This window comes from Algoriphagus aquimarinus, assembly GCF_900112005.1.
In the GTDB taxonomy this organism is placed as follows: domain Bacteria; phylum Bacteroidota; class Bacteroidia; order Cytophagales; family Cyclobacteriaceae; genus Algoriphagus; species Algoriphagus aquimarinus.
Genome location: NZ_FOKK01000017.1, coordinates 81,818 through 107,434, shown reverse-complemented (window position 1 = coordinate 107,434; position 25,617 = coordinate 81,818). Strand labels below are relative to the sequence as shown.

Below are 25,617 nucleotides of genomic sequence, written 5' to 3'. Positions count from 1 at the left end.
AGGATTTTCGCCATCATCGGCATGGATTCCTCAGATCTATACTCATCATCTCCTGAGATCAATACGACATTTTTGCCTTTTCCAGGCCCTTCTTTTCCTTCAAACTGTAAGAAGGTTTTGCCTTTTTGGGCAAAACCTTCCATAGTACAGCATAGAAGAAAGGCCAAACAAGCAATTCTTAGTATACCTTTCATAGTGTTTTATTCTTAAATTCTTAACGGATTAAACTCAATATCCTGAGTTCTGAATCAGATTCTTGTTGTTTCTAATTTCAGCGGTAGGAATAGGGAATAGCAATTCACGCTCTTTCAAGGTAGGTCCATAGACGAACTTGTGACCAACATATTCTTCAAATTCCAACGTTTTGGCATTGAATCCTTTGCGAATTCTCACCATGTCAAACCAGGTTTTGTTTTCGTAGGACAACTCATAAAATTTCTCTCTCCAAATTGCTTCTCTCAACTCGTCTTTGGAAAGTCCGTCCAGAGGTGCAAGCTCTGCTCTGTTTCTCACTTTATTGATTGCATTATATGCTTCAGAATTAGGACCATTTGCTTCGTTTGAAGCTTCGGCATAAATCAAGAGTACCTCAGCCAATCTTAAAATTGGCCAATTCATTCCGCTACTAGTTGTGCTAGTTTGAGCTAACACATCAAAGTGCTTGTAGATATAATAATCGCCCAATTCCAATGTTTTGGATCTATCTGCTCGAAGCGAATAACTGGTGTAATAGAATTCTTTTTCATTTGCTCTTTTGTCACCCGTTTCATAAGATTTAACAAATTCCTCCTGAGCGAAAATACCACCGGTTTCTGAACTGTAATTGGAAATACCTCTGTTGTAGGGGATGATGGACACTTGCCAGCTTGATGGTAAAATAAATGCGGCAAATTGGGCCATAAAGATGTTTTCTCCCAAGTTTTTCATGGCAGGATTGTGCAAATCCCCGTAAGAAGTGAAGAGTGAAAATGTACCGGAATCTATTACCTCTTTAGATTTGGCTGCTGCGAGTGTATAGTATTCAGCTCCCTTTTGAAGCGGATATCCTGCCATTGTCAAATACACAGAAGACAACAATGATTTGGCTGCTCCTAAGGATGCTCGTCCACTAGCGTCACGCATCGGAAGTCCGGAAACTTCAGCATCTTTTAGGTCCATAACGATCTGATTATATACCGCTTCAGGATTGGCTGGGGCTGCAAATAAATCCTCAGAAGTTAAATCAATAGGCTCTAAAGTCAACGGGATGTTCCCAAAGATTCTTACCAAATTAAAATAGTAGTAAGCTCTCATGAATTTTGCTTCACCGATTAATTTTAGTTTCGCTGTTTCATCCATTGTGATTCCAGGAATTTTTGCAATCGCAATATTTGCGTTGGCTATCCCTTTATAGTAGCTAGTCCAGATAGTTTGACCGTAGCCATTATCGGAGTTGTTGACTAGGTCCTTGACAAATAGACTATTTTGAGCTTGACCCAATTCTGTGTCGGCCAATCCAGTAGCAAACTCAACCATCATCCATGGTCCGCCTCCGAATCCACTGGCCATAACTGGTTGTAAACTTTCATATACGGAGTTTACTACACTTTTTGCATGCTCAGGTTTGGTGAAATAATTGTCCAATGTGAAGTTTGAACTGTCACTTTCATCCAAAAAATCAGCACAGCTGGCGGCTGAAATCAGCAAAGCAACCAGAGATATCTTTTTTATATATTGTTCTATACGTTTCATAATTCTGCTAGTTAAAATTTACAATGTGATACTTACACCAAGCATAAAGACTCTCGGCTTTGGGTAGGCATAAAGATCTACCCCTTGATCAAATGCTGCTCCTGAGGTGGACACTTCAGGGTCATATCCAGCGTACTTTGTAGCTAGAAAGAAATTTTGCACAGACACGTATGCTCTCATTCTTTCCACGTTGATTTTTTCCAATGTCTGAGGGAGGAAATTGTAGGAGAGCATTAGATTTCTACCTCTTACGAATGATCCATCTTGCACACGGTCTGAGTCATTGTTTGTATTATACCCAGCGGTAAGCGGTCGGATTTGAGCAATGTTTGTATCCTGATTCTCTGGAGTCCATGCGTTTAGAATGGTTTTGAAACTGTTTGCGATCCCCGTTCTATCCTCGGCTGAGTGCTTACTTCTAAAAAGCACATCATTGCCATAGGTATATTGGATATCTACCAGTAATTCAAAGTTTTTAAAAGTAAATGTGTTGGCGAAAGTGCCAAATCCATCAGGTATACCTTTACCTATTACTACTCTGTCTGAATCATTGATAACTCCATCCTCATTCACATCCTTATACTTAATGTCTCCTGGGCGTTTGTTGTACTGGGCAGCTATAGATTCTTCACTTGTATTCCAGGTTCCTTCATGGACAAATCCAAAGAAAGCTCCTACCGATTCACCCTTTCTGACGATGGTGGATCCAAGGAAAATATCAGACCCTCCAGCAAGTTCCAGCACCTCATTCTTATTATAGGAGAAGTTGAACGTGGTATTCCAGGAGAAATTATTTCTCTCAAAATTGACCGTGTTTAGCCCCAGTTCAATTCCTGTATTTTCCATACTTCCCACATTCTGGCTCACTACTGAATACCCACTGCTTGATGGAACAGGAGCACTTAGGAGCATATCATCAGTAATCTTTCTGTATAGATCAATTTCAAACATTACTTTATTCTGGAACAAACCAAGTTCAGCACCTATATCAATCTGTGTTGTCTTCTCCCAGCGTAGGTTTGGGTTTGCCAACCTACTTATTCCTATTCCTATTTCTCTTTGGTTATTGAAAATCACCGAGTAATTCCCCATTCCGGCAAGTGCCTGATAGGCTGTTATTTCAGAGTTTCCAGTCATTCCTATGCTGGATCTGAATTTCAAATTCGAGATGGAAGAGCTATTCTGTAAAAAGTTTTCATCTGAGGCTCTCCAAGCAAAAGCTGCAGATGGGAAAAATGCATATTGGTTAGATTCACCGAATTTGGAGGATCCGTCAACCCTACCTGTGAACGTAAATAAATACTTGTCTTTTAGCGTGTAATTCAAACGCGAAAAGTAGGAATTAAGACCATATGCTACACTACCTGATTGCGGTTGGATTGCATTTGCTCCAGCCCCCAGATTATTAAACATGAAATAATCATCCTGAAAATTCTGAGCTCTTGCAGTAGAATTAAACCTGTCTACATGCTGCCAGGAAAGTCCAACCATAGCGTTGAGCGCATGATTTTCATTAATGGTTTTGATATAGGTAAGGTAGTTTTCAAATTGCCAGGAGTTGAGTCTATCATTAGAAACTGAAGCATCTCCGCCTTGATTTTTGGCGATGTAATTTAGATTTCTGCCTCCATAATAATCAACTCGCTGATTGACGATGTTAGTGGAGACATTGGATCTTAGCTCAAGGCCTTTTGCCAGAAAAAAGTTAGCATAAATATTTCCCAGAACCGTTTGTGTGTTCACTAGATATATCCTTTCCTTAGCCACCTGAAGAGGATTGTTTCCGCCTTCCATGCCAGGATAATCTGCATTTCCTGCCCATGAACCATCAGGGTATCTTACCGGAATAATTGGTAACGCTTCCAATACCTGGCGCATAGCTATAATACCACCATTTCCAAGAGGATCAACTTGACTTTCTTTTTGGTCATTGTAGCTTAAACCTCCACCAACTGTCACCCACTTTTTGATTTTACTATCGAATACAAATCGACCGGAAAATCTTTTCATCCATGACTCTTTCATCAAGCCATCTTCATCTCTATAACCTAAGTAAGCCCCGAAGCTATCATCTTGATTTCCGCCGGTTAAGCTTAGTTGATGGTTTTGGGTAATAGCTTGTTGGAATGATTCATCTTGCCAATCTGTATCATAAAGTGGGTTTCCATTACTATCGAAAAGCTTTGGATCTGTTCTTTTAAGTTTTGGGTCTTTATAGATTCCATTTGCCCAGCCATTAGGATCATATTTTTGAGCATTTTGATAGGCTAGATCTTCAGCTGCAAGGAATTCTGCTGAATTCAAAAGCGGAATTTTTTTAGGAAGTGTCCCTATGCTAAAGTTACCATCGTAAGTAATGGTACCACCTGTTTTGCTTCCTCTTTTAGTGCTTACCAAAATAACTCCGTTCGCTCCACGCGCACCATAAATGGCGGTTGCAGATGCATCTTTCAACACCTCTATAGAAGCAATGTCATTTGGGTTGATGTAATCAATTGGAGTGCTACCATTTGCTAGGCCAGCAGAATGTAGGATTACTCCATCAATCACATAAAGTGGATCATTTGCAATACTAACAGAGGTGTTACCTCTTATTCGAATATTTGCTCGTCCGCCTGGTCGGCCCGAATTGACAGAGACATTCACTCCTTGCACTCTACCTGAAAGATTTTGGCTAAGTGAAGCAGAAGGCCTATCTCTTAAGTCTTTTTCTCCTACAGAACCAACAGCACCTGTTAAATCCGATTTCTTTTGAGTTCCGTAGCCAATTACTACGACCTCATCAAGCTCAGATTCATCTATCTGTAACGTTATATTCAAGACGTTGCTACTTCCAACAGCTTTTTCAATAGTAGAATATCCGATGAAAGAAAATACTAATGTAGCTCCTTCAGAAACTGACAATGAATACTTCCCGTCGATATCGGAGGCTGTGCCGTTGGCAGTGCCTTTTTGGATAATAGTAACGCCTGGCATTAACTCTCCTGACGAATCGATTATTTTTCCGCTTACTATTTTGTTTTGGGCCTGTAAGCCAAAAACTGCTAATAGCATGAAAAACATAAGCATAGTAATGTGCTTTTTCATATGGTATAATTTTGGGTTAAAATGATTGATTAAATACAGCCTTATGCAGTATCCTAATTTTTCAAAAGGTATTATTATCAACTTGCTGCACTGTCCTGTTACACCTATATAAGTAGGACACACCTGTGCACAACTATTTTCAGAGTAATATTTTGTGTTTAACACAAACTTTCTATCGAATCAACTGACATTACCTATATGTCAGAAAGAAAATTTCGGAAATACAATTTTGATCTATTAACCTTCTATTTTTCATACACATCTCGAATGCTTCAGAAAAAAAAATGAGTAAAAGGCTGTGGGTCTTATAAATGTGGTGATTTAAGATTCCAAGCATGCGGGCGATAGTCATTTCCCAACATATAGTCTGTTTTTCTACAATCGCTATATCTTCAACTTCTGGTACTACCTCAAGAGCATTACCTTTCTACATAAGTTTGTAGATAAGCCTGCACTAGCGACTACACCAAATCTGGCCCTGAGAAGCTTTTTTTTTGGAAACACTATCTTGAATGAAATTTCAATTAGCTGTGAATTTCAGCAGCTTATGATCAATTTTCACAAAAAAATAATTTCTATTTCTTCTGAAGTGGTACAACTTCGCGCTGATGGAAACTCAAAGCTCCCAAATTATTTGCACTTCCTGTAAGCCAAGGACCTTCGTAGAACTCGTTGGTTCCTGTATAGAATTTACCAGGCAAATACGTGACAAACGGATACGACTCTGCTTTTTCAAATGTAAGGATCAACTTATTTCCTTGTGATTTTATACTGCTAATCATAGCAGAAACAAATGCGCTATCCAGTTCTATTTTGAAGAAAAATTGATCCTTTAGGAAGTACGTTTTTCCGTTGACTTCCCGCTTTTCTTCTACAGCTATGGCTTGGTCAAACAGAAGTTCCAATTCATTTTCACTAACATATTTTGCGCTCAGCAATTTGGGCGGAGTGATGACAGAAGTAGGCTGCTCTCCATAAAAATCACGAGAAACCAAAGGGAAGATGCGCTCGGCAAATTCCAGATAGCCCTGATAAGAAAAGTGACACCCATCATGACCACTCACTCCCATCGTAGACATAATCTCTACATTATCATAGGTGTCCGCTAGTTGGGTTTGAATCTCCCGAAGCTCATTATAATAACCTTCCGTTTTTGCTCCACATCCGGGATGCAATTGGAATAGATAGATTTTTTCAACTCCTGTATATACCCGCTCCCAGTCTTTTTTTAAGGTATCGAAATTTGCAGGATAGGACTGATATCCTTCCAGCGTATTGGTGTTGGTTTCTCCCTGGTGCCAAAAGATAGCTTTCACCTGATCCTTCAATCCTGCTTGGTTAACCCGATAGGCAAGGCGACCGAAACTGGTTTCCAATGAAGGTAGTTCCGGATAAAGCATATTTTCCTCGATGGAAGAGGAACCGCTGCCTCCATTGATAATGCATACAGGTACCTGATGTTTTTCTATGATCAATCTAGCCAACTCCATTCCCCAAACTCCAACGCCATGGGGATTCTTGATAAACCAACCTCCAACTTCCTTTTCCAGTCCGGGACAATTTCCGGTTGCACTTCCCCAACGCACGTTTTTATCTTCTTCACTATAGGGTTCATAACCTGTTTTGACGCCAAAACTTCTGGCGAATGGACTGCTATAGGTAGATAAAGTACTACTTGGGTGGGAATTGGATTGTCCGGTAATGATGTAAGCATCACCGCAAACCACATTGTCAGCTACCATATATATGCTTTCTTTCTGGCCTTCTAGGGTAAAAAGTTCAAAACGAAACAGATGAAGACCTGCATATATTTTAGAAGTAATCGAAAAAGCTTTATCAATTAGTGGCACTTCTTGAATTTCATACAGCACGTCGTCCTTATAGACTTTAAGTGTTAAACTGCTTACATCCTCTCCCTTTGTTACTTTCCCTGTATATCGCACCACAGCACTATCGTTCTGATTTCTTGCATACAGGCGGTAGTTTTCCGGAGCCTCAGTAAAAGTCAATTCCTGAGCGTAGCCAGCACTAAACACCAGCATACCTAAAAGAAACACATTTAAGGCAAAGAATTTTTGAGTTATCATATTACTATCTTTTGACTTCTAATCTTGTCTATCTTCAACTTATTCTCGAATGACTCAAATATTATTTATTGATTTATAAATCCTGCTAAATTATTTAATACTATCTCTTTACGTATGTCTGGTTTCGGGTGGTCATTGTCACATTCTTAAAGGTTATACTTGTTGCATTTTCAGCGAAAATCAAACATTCTGAATCCCCCTTTCTTGGATGCGTCAAGTTTTTATCATAAAACCGCCATATACTGACTTCCAAGCAATGAGGCCACATAATAGAGAGAAAGCGTGATGTTGCTCTTCAACTGAATAGTGCCAATTATATAATTACCAGCTGGTGCCCTGACTGTACCACCACCTTTGGCGTAACAAGCGTCAATTGCTGCTTGAACACCTTCGGTATCCATGGCAATATGTATCATTTATCCCCATAATTTTTCACATTGAAAACGTTAGGATCTGAGCTCACAGATGGAATTGTAGCACTGAATGCATGAGCAAAAACCATATTCATGGTAGGTATTAAATAGAGCGATGGTTTTATTCATATCATTTCATTTCAAAACGTACCAAATAGGCTTCTCCCTTTTTCGAGCGCATAGCTATTCCCCAACCAGGTGTCACACCAGCTTTGTTTCCATCCTCTAAATCTGGACGGTAAAGTCCCGGAGCTTGGGGAAGATTACTTATACTGTCCTGAAATACAGAAAACTGAAGTCCGTCAACAGCAAAGTTGATAGTGGAACTGATCGATGCTAAGGATGCTACTCCGCCATCTTTCATCCAAATCAATACTTCATGGCTTTTATCCAATAAAGGGCCATCATGTTTAGTAAAAGGACCTTCAGGATTATCAGCGAAGGCTACGCTCATCTTCGTGCGGCTCGGCCCCTGTTTACCATCCAAAATACATCTGCCTTTGTAGTAAAGCCACGTCTTTCCTCCTTTCACCAATAGGCTTGCATCATCAATTCTGAAGCTATCAAAAGCCGCTGAATCAGCAGATACTTCTAACACAGGCTCAGAATTTATCCGTTCGAAAGGTCCATCAGGACTATCTGACACAGCTAATCCAATAGCAGTAATGTCAGTAGTAGAATTATTCTCAAACTCCTTATTAACATTCCCCGGCGTTAGTTTTACTCCCGTGTAATAGAGATAGTATTTGCCTTCATGTACCAAAATATTTGGAGTAAAAACTGAATGTCCATCGAATGAATCTTCGTCCCCCAGTCCCAAAGCCATGCTTTGCTCAGTCCAGGTATATCCCTCATCCTCAGAAGTAGCATACCAGATGGTTCCCCAATATCCAGCCGTCACTGGACTATCCATTCGGGTGTACCAGACATAGTATTTGCCCCCTACTTTGATCACATCACTATTATCTCGTCTGTTGTAAATGGAATCCTTCCCTATTCCAGTAATATCCTGATAGGTAAACTGAATACTTGGCTCAGCTGAAGCTAATTCTGACACTTGATTCACTTTAGGTTGGCAAGCAATCGTGGAGAAAAAAGCTAAAATAATCCAGACAAAACTTCCTTTCATAGTATAGTATTTTCTAATTAAAAGCCTTAGAAATTTCATCAATCGAAACGCCCAAAATCTGCTTTGATATCCTATCCAAATCCTCTTCATCGCCTTCAAAATGGCATGTCAGTTGGATGTGTGACCCTTCTTGACCAGATTTCAAAGCAAGGGCCGGTGAAGAAGTTTCTAGCTCATAGAATGGCCCCATAGGTTTCTTTCCGGGCTCGGCAGGACCATCGTTATAAGAATTGATTACATCTCCAGTGAATGGAGAATCTTGAATTTCCCATATGGAGTTGACATAGTCTTGGACACCTTGAGGTTGATTGTATTGCAGTATGGTCAAAATACGACTAGTCGCATCGTATGAACCGAGAATGTTTTTTGCGCGGGCAGGTGATAAACCGATTTTGCTTCGATAGGTACCATCTGCAGAGAAGTACAATACACTGTCTTGGACGATTAGGCGTTCCTGTGGCACTTTGCCAAAGTAATTGTCGTTCACAGAGATTCCAAAATCTGATTCTGACCCAGGGTGAAAAGGAATGACAATCGTGGTAGATGGTGAGGGATTAAACATTCCTAATAGCCAAATGGACAAAAGTCCGGTCTCCTTCTTCCAATCCTCCGATCCGATATTTTTAAGTGTGTTAGTGGTTTGATAAGCTACTGCATTAATTCCAGAAATTGATTCAATACCTAATTGCATAAAAACCTCCGCAGTGGATAATACCTCTACTTTTCTTTCAATTCCCAGCTCAAATTGGAAACCTGAGTAGTTGGTTAATGTCGCTTCTTTGATAAAAACCACACTTGAAGCGCCTTGTTCTTTGATTTCAAATTTCTCCAAATCAATTAAGCGAGGTGTGTACCAATTATCCAAATTGAAGTCATCTCCATTTTTGAAAAACACAGAAAACTGCCCACCTTCTGGTCCTAGCCAAAACCGCTCTTCTCCACCATAAGCATTAAAATGCTCCGAAGTATCTCCTGAGTTAAAAAGTGCTCTATTGATCCACCCGTAGCTTCGCCCATTATCTCCCAAAGAAGCACTGGTCATCACACGACCCTGCAGCGCAGCCGAAACTGCTACTTTTGATTTTCCACTTGGATCCGTAAGTTCTATAACCTCTACAAAATCCTTTAAGAATGAAACATCGTCATCATAACTGGAATAGTCTTTTGAGTCAGAGTTTTTCATTTTCTGGTTTGTTGATCTCTTTTGATTACACCCACCCAAGAAGACAACTATTCCCAGAATAAAAAGACTTTTTCTAACGCTATGCATCATCCTGTATTTTATACTTTTAGTATAGTCATCACTTTCATTCTACCATTCTTATCCACATACAATGTCCCCCGCCCGGAGCCATTTTAGCATGGACTACATCTCCATTTTTCACCTGACCGGATCTTATCTGATATGCCTCTGGATTAGTTTCCCCGTGGGTTGCATCGGTATCTTCATAGTAAGTGATCTGATATTCTTTTCCTGGCTGAAGGAAATCAAGTGCTATATCCAATGTACCGCCCTGCTGATCATGTACAGATCCCACAAACCAACTATCGCCCTGCCGTCTCGCAGTAGAAATATACTCGCCCATCTTGGCGTCTAGTATCATGCTTTCATCCCATTTGCCTACTGGCTGCTTTTGGATAAACTCAAACAAGTCTGCCTTCTCCCTATATTCCTCAGGAGCATCAGGAATACAAACCAAACCACTGTGGATGATCAAGGTCCTTGCAGCTTCTGAAACCACCGTGGAAATGTAAGAATTAGTAATCTTAGGTCCTTTCTCCCGATCTCCCCGATTGATTCCAGAGAGATCAAAATTCCCGTTGTTCATATCCAAAGGACCTTGAATGGCGTTAATCAAAGCCATTTTGATAAAAGTCTCTGGAGTAAATGCCTTTCGTGAATCCTGCTGGGCATGGCAATATTCCTTGGTAATCGCATTAGGAAGTGTTCGCTCAACACCCGTAAAAGGCACCGGACTATCATGGAAATCAATGAGGAGTTCGCTCTCCGCACTGGAAGCAATTGCATCTCTGCTAAAGGGAACATTTTGTCCCATAAAGCCATATTTGATTCCCTTCATTCCTAAGGATTTATAATACTCAAATAGCTTCTCATCACCATATTCCCCGTGTCTTCTATCGTAATAAAGCATCAACTCCACATCTTTCTCTGCGGCATATGTAATTACTTTCTGAAGATCCAGTTTTTCTGATAATTCAAATTTTCCTGGTGTCACCTTGTCATACCAGGAATCATCTATTAGGAAATACTCTATGTCCATTTCAGCAGCAAAATCAATAAAACGCAAATAGCTTTCGGTATTGATTCCATAGGTAAAACCATCCGAGGCGGTATACCCATGAACCCGCCAATCCCACAGCGTTTTTCCGGGTTTGATCCACGAAGGATCCTCAATCTGATTGGGCGCGGCGAGGTTGAGTGTAACGGTGTTGGTAACCAAATCACCTATTTGGTCATTCACCAAAATAACTCTCCATGGAGTTACTAATTTTTCTTCTGTCACTTGAGCTGTGTTGGAAGAGACAATTGCAGACCTATTTTGATCATAAGATAAGCTTATTACATCAAACCCTGGCGCTGAAAACAGATCAGATTCTAAGATAGACAGGTAGGGCTTTTTGGTCTCCACAACTATAGGCATGCGTAGCTTAGGTGTTTCATCTGACGTTACCAATTCATTGATTGCCAAAGGTCCAACTGGAGGATTTTCACCTGAAGGAAAATAGAGGATATCATTACCATCTAACTTATACTCACAGTACAAGGTGACCTCCGCGCCAGCTTTCAATCCCATCAGTTCATACCTGAAGCCAAGTCCATGATCATACACTCGCGCAATTAACTTAGCCGAAACTTCACCTAAAGCTATATCCAATGTCAACTCATTGTAATGGTCGGTGATTTCACTAAACTGCCCCCAGACTGGTTTCCAAGTTTCATTTTTCGTGCTTGTAGCCGAACCTTGGATTTTAGATGCAGTGCTGGGTAAGATTGATATTTCAGAGGAATTGACGACTGCTTCCCCATTCCAAAACACTTGATAATTCACTGCCTCTCCCACTTCTGAAAGTTGCACTTGTAGATTTCCATCAGGAGAACTTACTATGAAAAGGCTTTGTGCATTTGCAACATTGAAAAGCATAAAGAAAAATAAGATTAACCTCAATTCGATGTTGATCATTTTATACATATGGCTACGCTTCTTCCTTTTTATTCACCTCTGATTTAACTAATTCAATTACTCAATTATTCCGGCAATTCGGATTTCCATTGATCCCACATTGCCAAAAGCTGTGTTACTTTCTCTGGATTAGCAGCAGCAACATCAATGGACTCAGCGCGATCATCTTTAATGTTATAAAGCTCAACTCTCCCGCGTTTTTCATCGGACATAAGCTTCCATTCCCCATCTCGAACTGCTGCCGAAACCCAGCCATTTGGACGGTCAGCTACCGCAAATCTCCATTCCCAGAAAAGTGGTTTTGTTCTATTGAAAGTCTTGTTATCGAAAATTGATATGATGTTTTCTCCATCAACTTGGTAATCTGAAGGCAAGTCTTTATGAGCCAAAGCAGCAAATGTAGGAAGTAAGTCTACTGTGGAAAGCACACTTGTACTATCAACTTTGCCAGCATCTACTTTTCCTGGCCACCTCACAATGAAGGGAACATTCACGCCGCCTTCAAAAATATCTACTTTTCTGCCTCTCAATCCTCCAGTCAAACCCGCTGTTAAGGATGGTCCATATGCGGCAGGACCATTGTCACTACTAAAAATCACGATGGTATTATCATCTAAGCCCATCTCTTCCAATGCTGCCATCAAGCGACCAATATGTCTGTCAGCATCCGTAAGCACTCCGAAATAAACTTCCTTATCTGGCCCCATCCCTGAATAAGGAGCTTTTTGCTCATCCGTTGGCCAAAGTGGCGTATGCGGATCTTTCAGCCAAAGATTCACAAACATTGGTGATCCTTTATCCTTATTTCTCTCGAGAAAATCGATGGTCACATCTACCACGATTCTACTTGAACTGTGCACCCAAGTACTGTCATCATCCATGTAGCGGGTAGTTGGCCACAATTGGTCGCCTTTCCAGGTTGGCCCATTGCCATTCCAAACACGGGTTTCATCGTAGCCATACGCCTTTGGTTCGGGAGCGGATAAATCACCGTGAGGTAATCCGCCTCCACCTAAGTGCCACTTGCCAAAATGAGCTGTAGTGTATCCGGCATCCTGCATTACCTGAGGCATGTAAACTGGCAGATTTTCGTCCAGCCAGTTAGGCATATTCCGCTTCGCATTGGGTTCATTCCCGGCAAAGTGTCCATGTACTCGATGCCTTGCTGGAAAATGTCCTGTAATCACAGAACTCCGACTTGGAGAACATACACCACTGGTCACATGAAACTGTGTGAATTTGGTTCCTTGTTCGGCCAATTTGTCAAGGTTCGGAGTCTTTACTTCAGTAGCTCCGTATGCGCCCAAATCTCCATAACCCCAATCATCCGCGAAGATGAAAATGATATTTGGGCGATCATCTGACACTACTGTGCTTTCTTCAGTTTTTGGAGCTTGGCAAGAAAATCCTAGGAAGAGCAATCCTCCTACGAGAGCTTTTGGAAGGCTCGGAAATTGAGGAAAAGTGAAAGACGGTAGAAAGGAGTTTTTCATGATGCTAAATTCTTCTTTAGATTCTAAAAGTTTGTGAAGCCATGTTCAAGGACTAATCTAAAATCGATAATGGTGTGAACCTGATTTCTTTCAGGCTTGCGCTTTTGATATCGCCCTCTTTCACTTCTACCGAGACCGTATGTTTTCCGGCTTTCTCAAACTTAAGTAGCCCCATTTCATAGTAATGATACACGTGAGAGGCATTTTGCTCATTTTGCACCAAATCACCTTCAGAGTTGGTCACTCGCCAAACCAATCTGCTGTCTCCGGCATAATTTAAGTCCACCTGATAATAGCCCGGCTCCAACACATCCACTTCCCAAGTTACTTTTCCACCTTCAGTAAAGTCCTGAGCTTGGGAAATATGCTTCCATTCTCCAAATTTCTCCATCCATCTCTTTTCCTTTACCGTAGCTCCATCACCCTTAGCAAAAGCTGCAGATAACATAGTTGAGTAATATGGATCTATGCTGAGGGATTGATCTATAGAAAGCTCCCCTTCTACTTCAATTTCAATTACAGAAATCAGTTTGTCAGGTCTATTTGCTGGAAGTGTAATGGAAGTCCAAGATCCGTTATTTACGGTTTTGACAGCCTGCAATTTCCCATCCACCCAAAGACCGGCTGATTTGATTTTATTCTTTAAACCAGGCAGAACTATTTGCCCATCGATAGGCCAGTCATATATAGCAAGGTTCAGTTTTCCATTGGTTTCTGTAGCATCTCCCCAAGGAAGTTCACGTCCCCATGGAGATGGATCAGCTGCATAAATTAACTGAGGATATGATTCTATCCATTCTCCAGCACCTCGAAAGCTGTTTTGAGCTTCATCAGGAATAGTACCATCTGGCTTTGGACCTACGTTCAGCATGTAAGTTCCTCCTCGTGCTACAGTGGAAATAGCGGATTTAAGGATGCGCTTAGGGCTTTTCCAATTTTCATCATACCATGCGTATCCCCATGAATCATTGGTTACATCCACTGTTTCCCAGAGACCGGGAACATTTTTCACCGGAATATTCATATCACCCAGAGAAAGATAATCTCCCAGATTATGACCTGCACGGCCGGAAATCATGGCATTTGGCTGATTTTTCCTCACCACATTCACCAATTCCTCCACATATTTCTTTTCCATATTACCTGGTGTATCAAACCAAACCATGGCAATATCTCCGTACTGAGTGGTGATCTCCTCTACCTGAGGCAAGCACTTTTCTCTGAAATAGTAATCGAATCCTACCTCTTCACCTTTTTCATTGACTTTAGGTCCGCCATTTCCTCCGGGGAAAGTCCAGTCCTGATTATGCGAATAGTAAAAGCCAAACCCAAGACCTAGTTCCTTGCAGGCCTGAGCCAATTCCTTCATCGGGTCACGGGCAAAAGGGGTGGCTTTAACAATATTGAAATCGTTACTTTTGGAGTCGTACATCGCAAATCCGTCGTGGTGTTTGCTGGTGACGACGATGTATTTCATTCCGGCATCTTTTGCGAGTTGGGCTATAGCCTTCGCATCAAAATTTACTGGATTGAAGTTTTTGGCTTCGGCCATGTATTCGTCCACTGGGATGCCTGCCCGCCGGGGATTCATGATCCATTCACTGATGCCATAGTAGGTGGTATCCTTCCACTTGTTTGCAATATTGGAATAGAGACCCCAATGGATAAACATGGAATAATTGCCATCATCAAACAAAGCAGCCATCTCCCCCTTATCCGCCCGTGTCACCATCTTTTGAGCGCCCCACATTTCGTCCATGCTTTCGGATTTCTTATCCTGGGCAGCGAGGTTTAAAGCTGCCGTAAAGCTGAGGACTGTCAGGCCATATTTTAGAATATTCATGTATTGCTTATTATCTTAACTAACCACTTGCTAATCTTGCTCAATAGCCACTCAATCAAATGAAGCCCTTATTAACCCACAAATTGTCCTGCTGTATAGGGTTATATGAAGCATAATGCTTGAAATAAACTTCAAGCAAGCTGGTATTAATCAAGCTTAAGATTTTTGTAAACCTGCCGAACACTTGCTTTAAATTCCTCATCAACAAAATTGCTGATATAGGTGTTAGGCAATTCGTTGTCTTCTTTAGCTTTCTTCAGCAGTTCCGCACATCTTTTCCTGAACATCTCCATTAGCTCCTGCGAACCTGGTTTATTTGCCAAATTGTTCACTTCGTTCGGATCATTTTTCAGATCATAAAGCTCCTCGTAAATAGGCTCCTCACCTAAGATTGTTGAGATCAGGGAAAGGATATGATGCTGATCTTCATCCTTGCTGAAGTACCGAATGTATTTCCAATCCTTCGTCCGAACTGCCTCGCTGCGTGGGTAGTTTTGCTCCATGAACATGTTTTCACTAAAAAAATCTGTTCTCCATGCGACGTTTTTATTCTCGATCAGAGGCTTCAAACTTTTCCCCTGCATTTCCTCAGGAATCTCCACTCCTGCCATATCTAGCAAGGTTGGTCCAAGGTCAATATTCAGACTCAACTCATCCACTACTTCTTGCTGATCCAAGCCCGGAGCATAGATGACCAAAGGAACTTTCAAATCCACGTCGTAGAGCAAGGTCTTTCCTCCAAGTCCAAATTCTCCATGCAAAATGCCATGATCAGAGGTAAAGACTATGATGGTATTATCGAGAACTCCTTGAGCTTCCAATTCCTGGATTATATTTCCCACCACCTGATCCATTCCCGTAACAGTCTCCAGGGTTCTTATCTGATTTTCATTTAGTGATTCTTTAGACTTCACCCAATCGTAACTCGGTAGATATTCTCCGCTGTACACGTTGATAGGAAGCTTAGGCGATTGGATGGAATCAAAAGGAATATAATTAGTAGGTAGAATCAATTGATCCAGTTGATCTCTATAGCCAGTGCGATAGAGCGCTGGATCACTTGGTAACTGCTTCATGCTGTTGGTGCTGTTGCTATGAGGGACGTTAAAGTTGATCAGCAGGCAAAAGGGTTGATCTTCAGGACGGGTTCTCAGGAAACTTTTGGAGGTCTCCATGGCCTCATCCACACTCAAAAACTCATCTATTGCTTCTTGAATAATGTCGATCTGATTATCGGCTTTGGCGTCACTGAAAATCTCATGGACATTCTTAGGGTAAAAACTAAGATGTCCATGGCCTGCTCTCCAATAGTCAAAAGACTCCTCCATTATACCACTTGAGTAGCCCAAGCCTTTATCAGTTTTCCCTATTGGCGTGTGGTTTTTCCCGACCCAACCAGTATAGTAGCCGCTTTTACGAAGAAGCATGGGATAAGTATTGCCCCAAGCCTCTTCGGTCATTACGGAATTTGACCCAAAGGTGACTCCATGTTTTCGCTCATACATACCCGTGAGTATGGAAGTTCTACTCGGCGTGCAAATAGCAGATGTCACAAATGCATTACTAAACAAGGTTCCTTCAGCTGCCAATTTATCCAGATTAGGAGTTTGAATGATGTCATTTGCACCCATGGCTCCAAGGTAATCCCAGCGCATATCATCGGCTAAAACCACTACTATATTGGGTCTTTTTGTTTCCTGTGCGTCTACTTTTTGGAATAAAAAAAGCAGGGTAACCACTAGCAAATGAATTAGAAAAGCAGGTTTATTGGTTCTAGAGTTATTCATATTATCTGGAATCTAACTTCTTGCTGGAAATCGATTTAAAGGCAATGATTCTATGAAGCACCTTTTGTGAATACAAAGAATCTAGCACCTAAACAGCAGCTGCAATCCTTTTCAGCATTTTAAGTATTCGTCAATAGGGCAATATGAATTATTTCAACTTTTCTATATAGATGTAGTAAGCTGGATATACTCTCTTGTCTGCGTCAATAAGTTGAGCTTCCATGTCATACTTGCCTGCAGAGATTTGTCCTGTAAACGTGACTTCTTCCTGGTCTTTCTGAATACTTTCGGATTTCTCCAAATTAGCAACATATAGGTAAGCTTTTTCAAAATCATCTTTAACACTTGCAGGCTTATCGCTTTCCAGTTCTATGGTTTTCTTTTGAGAAGGGAAAGTCGCATTGATTGCCAAGCCGCTTTCTCTAGGAAATCTTCGAAGTGTAATAGCATATTCACCATCCTCTACAAATTCGATTTTCCATCTTCCAGTCACCTGAGAAGCTGTAATAGCTCCATTCTGATGCCATGAACTTTCATGCTTTCCTGTCAACATATCGTGAGCAGAAATACGGCTAGGGTTCTCTTTGCTCGACCCCACTTTAATGTACGCATACCGCTCATTTGGATTTTCACCCATGATGGATTCCCACCATTTTTCGTAGCCTAGAGCTAGTTTCTCTGCCACCAATGGATTCTGGGCGATGACATTTTTGGATTGAATTTTATCATTTTCCATGTCATACAATTCTTTACCATTGACCAATCTCCATCGATCGTCCATCACTGAGTAATCTTTGTATTTGTTCAGGTTTTGTAGTCGCTGAGTATCCACGTAAAGGACTCTGTTTGGCCACGACTTAGCACTATTGGTAAGCAACGGCTTGAGGCTAGTTCCATCAAGAGGTTTTACCGGGCTGAAATCAAATCCAAGTAAATCCACAAACGTAGGTAGTAAATCATAATGGGCTACCAACTTATCAATGTCTTTACCTCCTGTCAACTGTCCATCAGGCCAGCGAATAAATAAAGGCACACGATGACCACCCTCGTAAACACTTCCTTTAGAACCTCTCAAACCACCATCATATATTTTATTTCCACCTGCTGTACCATTATCTGTAGTAAAAATCAGGATCGTATTATCAGTCAGATTGAGTTCTTCCAGCTTTTGCTGCAAGCGCTTAAAGTTGTCGTCAATATTAGTAATCATACCGTAAAAGCGCTTGAAATTATCAGGCAGCTCCTCTTCGCTTAAATCCTTATATAAATTGTAATATTCCTCAGGCACGTTAAGTGGGCCATGTGGCGCATTGGTGGCTATATAAGCGAAAAATGGTTTTTCTTTGTTTTCTTCAATAAAGTCCATCGCCTCATTAAAGAACACATCGGTACAGTAGCCTTCGTATTTCTCAAGCTCCCCATTGTGCCAATAGGTATCATCGAAGTAATCATTGTCCCAGTAATCAGGGCCTTGAGCGATTCCACCGCCACCGTGCCGAACTACCTCATGAAATCCTCTATCTTCCGGACGAAATGGATAATTATCACCTAAGTGCCACTTGCCAAACATGCCATTGGTGTAGCCATTTTGAGCAAAAATCTGCGGCAGGATCACTTCATCTTCATACAACAAAGAACGACCGCTGATCGTGTGAAAAACATTGAGTCTATTGGTATATCTACCTGTCATGATAGCACCTCTGGAAGGAGCACAAGTGGTAGAAACATGATAATTGGTAAACCTCACAGCATCCTCATGAAAAGCATCAAGGTTGGGGGTTTTGATAATTTTATTCCCCATTGACCCCAGGTCACCCATTCCCTGATCATCTGTGATCACAAAAATGACGTTGGGTTTTTGTTGAGCAAATACTTCACTCTGAATCGTCATAGCTAATCCTATTAGAATGACTAGCGGTCTAAACAGGTTTTTCATTTGGTTTTATTTTGGGTTAATTATTAATTGCTTTCAAAATCACGTCCGCAATCGATTACTAAGCTACCAAATGAGGATTAACAACAAATACAATTACCTGTTTTAACATGTACACACCTGTGCACAAAAACCTATTTCTCGCATAGAGTAGTTTAATTTCATAGAAGTCAGGGATAAGTATTTTCGCCTTAATATTATTTCACCACAGCAGAACCACTGTTGCATTTGGTAGATTTCATAAAATAAAACTCCATGATCAATGAAGATCATGGAGTTTTATGAAGCACCATCTTTTGAAGGTACCTGTTCTTAGAATTTGGCCAGTGTATCCCTAAAATCCCCGACCTCCATACAGCACACCTGTTCCATCACTTGCTGCAATTGGGTTTTCAACATGCCGATTGCATGGTCGCCCTCCGTGATTGGATACAATAATTCCATCCAATCCCAGTCGAATCGCCTTCTCAGCATCTGCATCCGAGGTAACTCCTTTGAGTACAATTTTGCTTTTCCACAGATCTCTGATTGGTGCTATTTTCTCCTCATTCAATCGACCAGAAAAAATCAATAGGACAGGAGTTTAATTCATTTTAGGTTTGGTTAGTCTGGGCAATTAGGTAATTGCGCGGTCTAAGTGCACATAGCCGCCGTCAGGAGATAGCCATTGACCGGTGGTATGTCCACTTCGGCCGGATAATAAAAACACAGTCATGGCTGCAATTTCTTCCGGAGTGGTCATGCGTTGACCAAGAGGAATTTTAGATTCAATCGCCTTAATCTTAGCTGCCGGATCTTCAAAGGTATTCAACCACTTCGCATATAGTGGTGTCATCACCTCTGCTGGGAGAATTGCATTCACACGAATACCGAAGGGAGCCAACTCCACAGCCCATTCTCGGGTGAGGGCTAGCTGAGCTCCTTTACAGGCAGCGTAGCCAGAAGTTCCTCCCTGCCCTGTCAAAGCAATTTTTGAACTGATATTGATGATTGCTCCTTTGGTTTCCTTGAGATAAGGCACTGCATAATGCACCAGATCATAATAGTGAGTCAGGTTTTTCATCAAGGAGTCCCTGAAAGCAGTTGAGCCACCACTGATTAAACTCACGCCATCATTTGCACCGGCATTGTTTATCACACCATCCAATCTTCCAAAAGCTGCTATAGTTTGATCTACAATAGATTTGCAACCGTCACCTTCCCCAAGCTCAGCCACGATAACCATCGTTTTTCCACCAGCTGCCTCAATACGATCTGCTAACTGTTTGGCTGCGTTTTCTGAACGCCCGACGATTACAGGAATCGCACCTTCACTGGCCAATTCTAAGGTAATGGCCTCTCCTATGCCTTTAGCACCACCGGTAACTATAAATACTTTTTGTTCTAAGTCTAATTTCATCTTTAGTTTTTTGATCCTAGTGCTTATCAGGCTATCCTAGTTTTAATCTTGGTTCATTGAGGTAATTCTATTAGGACGCGTAGTCTTGGACTTCTTGTTTTGCACTACCCAAGTCATCAATTCCCAACTCGATCACATCCCCATCTTTCAAATAAAATGGAGGTTTTTGCCCGAAACCAACGCCTTCCGGAGTACCGGTAGAAATAATATCTCCAGGCATCAAACTCATAAATTGCGATAGATAAGAAACCACGTGCTGAACATTGAAAATAAAGTCACTGGTATTGCCATCCTGCATTTTCTTGCCATTCAAGGTTAACCACAACCTCATGTTATTAGGATCAGCCACCTCGTCGTTGGTAACTAAATAAGGCCCTAATGGCGCGAAAGTGTCACAGCTTTTTCCTTTGACCCATTGTCCACCACGCTCTATTTGAAATTCTCTTTCGCTCACATCGTTGTGCAGCATGTAGCCGGCTACGTGATCCAAGGCTTCCTCTTTAGAGATATAATTGGCTCTTTTGCCGATGACTACCGCCAGTTCTACTTCCCAGTCTGTCTTCCTGCTGTTTTTTGGGATGATAATGGTATCATTCGGCCCCATCATGGAGGAAGTTGCTTTGAAAAAAACTACAGGTTCTGCAGGTTCGTCCATACCACTTTCTGCAGCATGCTTACGATAATTCAGACCTATGCAAATTATTTTCCCTGGACGCTTCACCGGAGCACCTAGCCTAATAATGTTTGATACTATGGGAGCTTTCTCTTTGTCAAAAGTAGATTGGAGCTGAACCAATGCGTCTCCAGCAAAAAAATCTTCGTCATAATCATTAACAAAGCCACTTACATCGTAGCGTACCCCATCAAGTTCTACTCCTGGTTTCTCCAAACCAGCTTCTCCAAATCGTATTAATTTCATTGAATTAGTTGTTCAAAGTGATAAATCCCCCATCTATTGGAAAATCTGTTCCCGTAACAAAAGAGGCTTCATCCGAGCATAAATAAAGTACCAATGCGCCTATTTCTGCAGGCTTCCCCATACGGCCAATAGGCTGTGTACTGGAGAGGGCCTGAAACATTTCCTTCTCATTTCCGGGATAATTTTTTTCCAAAAACCCATCTACAAAAGGGGTATGAACCCGCGCCGGTGAGATGCTGTTGCAGCGGATATTGTTTGCCAAAAAGTCTCTCGCCACAGACAAGGTCATCGCGTGAACAGCACCCTTACTCATTGAGTAGGCAAATCGATCTGAAATACCCACATGCGCTGCTACTGAAGACACATTGATAATCGTCCCGCCTTTGGTTTTCATCAGATTCACTCCTTCTCTCAGACAATGGTAGGCACCTTTCACATTGATATTGTAAATCCTGTCCATGTCCTCAGGAGTAGTATTGCTCACATTTCCTATGTGTGCAATTCCTGCATTATTGATCAAAATATCTATTGCATTATTATCCATCGCCTCTTTGACACTTTTCTCGTCCGAGACATCACATTTCACAGCCTTAGCCTCTCCTCCGGCGTTAGTGATTTCCAGCGCTACGGCCTCTGCGTTGTCCATATTGAGATCAAAAATGGAAACTTTAGCTCCGTTGGTTGCGAGTGCTATGGAAATAGCTCTGCCTATTCCACTTCCGCCTCCGGTTACGATGGCACGTTTTCCACTTAAATTAAATAGTTTGTTCATAGTGACACTCCCCTTTTCCATGGTATAAAATCGTTCTGTTCAAGCTTCATTGCTTTGGTTTCTTGCCCACTGGCTACCGCAATGATTTCTTCTAAAAATGCCTCTCCTACCTGCTCTATAGTAGCTTCACCGCGGGTAATACCGCCTGCATCCAAATCAATCAAATCATTCATTCGATTGAAAAGCTCTGTATTACTTGATATTTTGATCACAGGGGTAATCGGGTTACCTGTAGGCGTGCCTAATCCCGTGGTAAAGAGAATTATATTAGCCCCAGAACCTGCAAGTCCAGTCGTTGATTCCACATCATTTCCAGGTGTACAAAGAAGATTTAGTCCCTGCTCCGTTACAGGTTCAGTATAATCCAAAATTGCAATTACCGGGGCTTTCCCGCCTTTTTTGGCAGCTCCGGCTGATTTGATAGCATCGGTAATCAAGCCATCTTTGATATTACCCGGAGAAGGATTCATGTCAAAACCAGAACCCACAGCTTTCGCCTTATCTTCGTAGGCTCTCTGAATTTTTAGAAATTTCTCTGCTACGGGTCTGGAAACACAGCGATCTACAATGTTTTGTTCTACGCCATTGAGTTCAGGAAATTCGCTTAAAACCGTTGCTCCACCCAGAGTAACTATCAAATCTGAAACATGACCTACTGCAGGATTGGCAGAAATTCCTGAAAACCCATCAGACCCACCACATTCTAATCCTACAACCAATTTGTCCAATCCGGCAGGTTCTCTTTTAATTTTGTTAGCGATAACTAACTGCTCCAGAGTTTGATCGATTGCTTCAGTGATTAACTTCTCTTCGGAAAGGAGCTTTTGCTGCTCTAGGTAAATGACCGGTTTTTCTACTTTAGGGTATAATTCTTTTTGAATATCCTGAAACCAACTAATCTGAGCGTGCTGACAACCTAGACTCAACACAGTAGCTCCAGCTACATTGGGGTGACTTACATATCCAGCCAATAACCTCAATAAAGTTTCGGAGTCCTGCCTGGTTCCACCACAACCTCCGTGATGGTAGAGGAATTTGATGCCGTCTATATTTTCGAAAACCTTTTTCTCGGAAGCCAGAGACTTAAAAGTAGAATCGGAGGAGATTTTAGTCCGGACATATTCCTCGTATTTATTGGGTTTGTAATAGCCCAGGCCTTTGGACAAAGCTTCTTCAATTACTTTTAGATTCCTGTTTTCACAAAAAACCAAAGGAACAAAAAGCCAATAATTAGCTGTCCCAACTTTTCCATCCTGTCTGTGATACCCTGAAAAAGTTCTGCCTTCCCACTGAGCTATGTTTGGCTTTAGCCAATCATATCCACCTTCATTGATCGTCACCTCTTCTGCAAAATGAGTGACATTCGCTATGGTAATTACCTCACCAGCCTTGAGGTCCCAATTTGCCTTTCCTACAGGCACCCCATACATGATGATTATCTCTCCCTTCCTTAGATCAGTTGTTAAAAATTTGTGCTTTTGCTTTACTTCCCCGGGAAGATTTATACTTAACTCTTCGTAAGAAATAATACCTGGGTCAAGGTCGACAAGAGCCACGAGTACATTGTCTGAATTATCGATTTTCAGCAACCTGTTTTTCTGCATTTTGGGTCTAGTTAATAAAATACTATGCTTGCATATTAGCGGTATTTGTTCTTGATTTCGACCTCAAATAAAAATAGTTGCTATGCACAGGTGTGCATATTATATTACTCCCATGGGAAAGTATGTCACTATTACCGAAATAGCCAAACAACTGAATTTATCGCATTCTACGGTTTCTCGTGCGCTTAGCAATCACGTTCGCATCAGCGAAAAGACACGTGCATTAGTACAAAACCTTGCCGATGAATTGGGATATCAGGCGAACTCTACTGCCCATCATTTGAGCAAGGGAAAAAGTCAGATTATTGCTGTGATAGTACCTCAGCTTTCGCTCCACTTTTTCTCAAAAGTTGTAGAGGGTATACAAAAAATCCTGAAAGAAACCGATTACTCACTGCTCCTTTTCAGTACTGATGAGTCAATAGAGGAAGAAATTAAGGCTACGCAAACCTGTCTCAAACATCGCGTTGACGGGGTTTTGGTTGCTATTTCCCGAGAAACTAAGACATTTGATCATTTTAAACAGCTACTAAAACATGAAGTACCAATTGTATTTTTTGATAGGGTAGCGAACTTCCTTCCGGTTCCGAAAGTAATTACTAATGATTACCAGGCCTCGTTCAATGCTACTGCTCATTTGTTGAAAACCGGCTGCAAATATATTGCGCACATCACCGGCAGTATTAATCTAAACAACAGCAATAACAGGCTCTATGGGTACTTGGATGCTCTAAACTCCCATGAAATAAAGGTGAGAGAGTCCATGGTTCATTATTATGAATTTGAGCTTTCTTCAATAGACAAATTCCTAAAAAAAACATTGATAAAATACCCCAAGCTTGATGGTTTATTTGTATTCAATGACTACGTAGCCCACTATGCTGTGAATGTACTCCATAAAATGGGCAAGAGGGTTCCTGATGATATTTCTGTAATTGGTTTTTCTGATGAACCAGTGGCAACTTATATGAGCCCAAAACTTTCCACAGTACAACAAGTGGCTGCAAAAATGGGAGAACTCACCGCCCAAAAAATCATCTCAATCTTGAATAAGAACGAACCCATGGTTTCTGAAAAAATTATAATCAACCCAGAACTTATATTAAGAGAAACCACTAAAAATGAACTTGCTAGTCCTGAGTCAATTCAATAATTTTTCCATTAAAGTTTTAGAGTCTACCTAGAAAGCCACACGGTGGTGATGTACATGGTACAGAACTGCAACTATTTCTCAAAAAAATGTATGACCATGCCATCAGTTATTTTTTCTAATCTTCTTGAATATGAATTTTTGAAAACAATTAAATTTCTGTATCGAAAATAGATTTAAAAGCAACTTCTATTTCTTCACTATCCAACTACAAAAATTCCTTTTCTATGGCTCTTTTAATAAAAATCATTAACCCTATAGGTAAAGAAGAACTAATCAAGAATCTTTAGTAAGCTATACATGCAAACCATAGAAGAGAATTGAAAAACCAAAAACTATTACCTCGTTTGATTCTAAAGCAAACAACTGGTTATTAAAACCTTATAAGGAAACAGCTTTGATATGCTAAAGCTAGTATTCACACTTTTATGCTTAAGGTTGACCGATATCCTCATTCCATAATTTAGGGTTCGTCTTTATAAAGTCTTGCATCATTTCTATGCATTGAGAGCTGTTTACCACGACCACTTCAACTCCATTTTCCTCCAATAATTTTTCTGATCCCTTGAATGTTTGATTTTCTCCTATGATAACTTTAGGAATCCCATAAAGTAAAATTGCTCCGGTGCACATTGGGCAAGGGGATAATGTGGTGTATAAAACAGATTCCCTATATACAGAAGCAGGTTGCCTACCTGCATTTTCTAATGCATCCATTTCTCCGTGGAGTACGACACTTTTTTGCTGAACACGTTTGTTATGTCCTTTCCCAATAATTTGTCCACCATGAACTAAGACCGAACCTATTGGTATTCCACCTTCTTGAAGTCCCAATTTGGCTTGATTAATTGCTTCACTTAGGTATTTATCCATGATTTTAGGTTTTAAAATGTACTGGTTTTACTAATTGTTTGTCGCTCGGCGAAAATCAGTCTAGCGAGCGCTGAGATGTATGCCCGCTCTGAAAATGACTTAGCAAGCAACATATTAGTCATAACAAAAGAGACGTAAGCATAGAACCGTAACCCGATGCTATCTAAATATATCTTTAAAAACTGTAACAATTA

18 protein-coding genes and 1 pseudogene are annotated in these 25,617 nt (G+C 41.0%); 1 reads left to right on the top strand and 18 read right to left on the bottom strand.

The window, feature by feature from the left end:
- The 17 genes and pseudogenes from BM291_RS18045 to BM291_RS17965 form a co-directional block, all read right to left on the bottom strand.
- Positions 1-194 (bottom strand): annotated as a pseudogene (locus BM291_RS18045) (hypothetical protein); the annotation flags it as partial.
- 34 nt (positions 195-228) lie between these two features.
- Complete coding sequence (locus BM291_RS18040; protein ID WP_092900043.1) at positions 229-1,731, bottom strand: RagB/SusD family nutrient uptake outer membrane protein; 1,503 nt, start codon at positions 1,729-1,731, stop codon at positions 229-231.
- An 18-nt stretch (positions 1,732-1,749) separates the two neighbouring features.
- Complete coding sequence (locus tag BM291_RS18035) at positions 1,750-4,818, bottom strand: SusC/RagA family TonB-linked outer membrane protein (RefSeq protein ID WP_092900041.1); 3,069 nt, start codon at positions 4,816-4,818, stop codon at positions 1,750-1,752.
- Positions 4,819-5,393: 575 nt separating this feature from the next.
- Positions 5,394-6,905 (bottom strand): sialate O-acetylesterase, encoded by a 1,512-nt coding sequence (locus BM291_RS18030; RefSeq protein ID WP_092900039.1) that lies wholly within the window; start codon positions 6,903-6,905, stop codon positions 5,394-5,396.
- A gap of 224 nt (positions 6,906-7,129) precedes the next feature.
- Positions 7,130-7,321, bottom strand: a complete 192-nt coding sequence (locus BM291_RS18025) for a hypothetical protein (RefSeq protein WP_092900037.1) — start codon at positions 7,319-7,321, stop codon at positions 7,130-7,132.
- A 127-nt stretch (positions 7,322-7,448) separates the two neighbouring features.
- Entirely contained in the window at positions 7,449-8,447 is a 999-nt protein-coding gene (locus BM291_RS18020; RefSeq protein WP_175499738.1) for a family 43 glycosylhydrolase, read from the bottom strand.
- Between the two features lie 13 nt (positions 8,448-8,460).
- Positions 8,461-9,630: a DUF6786 family protein gene (locus BM291_RS18015; protein ID WP_175499737.1), complete on the bottom strand. Its 1,170-nt coding sequence runs from the start codon at positions 9,628-9,630 to the stop codon at positions 8,461-8,463.
- A gap of 124 nt (positions 9,631-9,754) precedes the next feature.
- Entirely contained in the window at positions 9,755-11,650 is a 1,896-nt protein-coding gene (locus tag BM291_RS18010) for a glycoside hydrolase family 97 protein (protein WP_245786909.1), read from the bottom strand.
- Positions 11,651-11,715: 65 nt separating this feature from the next.
- Positions 11,716-13,143 carry a sulfatase family protein gene (locus BM291_RS18005; RefSeq protein WP_092900029.1) on the bottom strand — a complete coding sequence of 476 codons (1,428 nt, stop codon included), beginning with the start codon at positions 13,141-13,143 and terminating at the stop codon, positions 11,716-11,718.
- 52 nt (positions 13,144-13,195) lie between these two features.
- Positions 13,196-14,986 (bottom strand): alpha-L-fucosidase, encoded by a 1,791-nt coding sequence (locus tag BM291_RS18000; RefSeq protein ID WP_092900027.1) that lies wholly within the window; start codon positions 14,984-14,986, stop codon positions 13,196-13,198.
- A 146-nt stretch (positions 14,987-15,132) separates the two neighbouring features.
- Positions 15,133-16,773 carry a sulfatase family protein gene (locus BM291_RS17995; protein WP_092900025.1) on the bottom strand — a complete coding sequence of 547 codons (1,641 nt, stop codon included), beginning with the start codon at positions 16,771-16,773 and terminating at the stop codon, positions 15,133-15,135.
- Positions 16,774-16,921: 148 nt separating this feature from the next.
- Positions 16,922-18,709, bottom strand: a complete 1,788-nt coding sequence (locus BM291_RS17990) for an arylsulfatase (protein WP_092900023.1) — start codon at positions 18,707-18,709, stop codon at positions 16,922-16,924.
- A 331-nt stretch (positions 18,710-19,040) separates the two neighbouring features.
- Entirely contained in the window at positions 19,041-19,277 is a 237-nt protein-coding gene (locus BM291_RS17985; protein WP_317045669.1) for an alpha-hydroxy-acid oxidizing protein, read from the bottom strand.
- Between the two features lie 45 nt (positions 19,278-19,322).
- Positions 19,323-20,105: an L-fucose dehydrogenase gene (locus tag BM291_RS17980; RefSeq protein WP_092900021.1), complete on the bottom strand. Its 783-nt coding sequence runs from the start codon at positions 20,103-20,105 to the stop codon at positions 19,323-19,325.
- Between the two features lie 70 nt (positions 20,106-20,175).
- Positions 20,176-21,024, bottom strand: a complete 849-nt coding sequence (locus BM291_RS17975) for a fumarylacetoacetate hydrolase family protein (RefSeq protein ID WP_092900019.1) — start codon at positions 21,022-21,024, stop codon at positions 20,176-20,178.
- A gap of 4 nt (positions 21,025-21,028) precedes the next feature.
- The gene (locus BM291_RS17970) at positions 21,029-21,796 is read right to left on the bottom strand and encodes an SDR family NAD(P)-dependent oxidoreductase (protein ID WP_092900017.1); all 768 of its coding nucleotides are present in this window, start codon (positions 21,794-21,796) and stop codon (positions 21,029-21,031) included.
- Positions 21,793-23,400 carry a UxaA family hydrolase gene (locus BM291_RS17965; protein WP_092900015.1) on the bottom strand — a complete coding sequence of 536 codons (1,608 nt, stop codon included), beginning with the start codon at positions 23,398-23,400 and terminating at the stop codon, positions 21,793-21,795. Before BM291_RS17965 ends, BM291_RS17970 begins: the two co-directional genes overlap by 4 nt.
- Positions 23,401-23,512: 112 nt before the next feature.
- Between BM291_RS17965 and BM291_RS17960 the strand changes: the two genes are divergently transcribed.
- The gene (locus BM291_RS17960; RefSeq protein ID WP_092900013.1) at positions 23,513-24,553 is read left to right on the top strand and encodes a LacI family DNA-binding transcriptional regulator; all 1,041 of its coding nucleotides are present in this window, start codon (positions 23,513-23,515) and stop codon (positions 24,551-24,553) included.
- Positions 24,554-24,982: 429 nt separating this feature from the next.
- On the opposite strand, the gene BM291_RS17955 is transcribed toward BM291_RS17960, so the two are convergent.
- A complete protein-coding gene (locus BM291_RS17955) occupies positions 24,983-25,423 on the bottom strand; it encodes a nucleoside deaminase (RefSeq protein ID WP_092900011.1) in 441 nt (146 codons plus the stop codon).
- Positions 25,424-25,617: the final 194 nt, after the last annotated feature.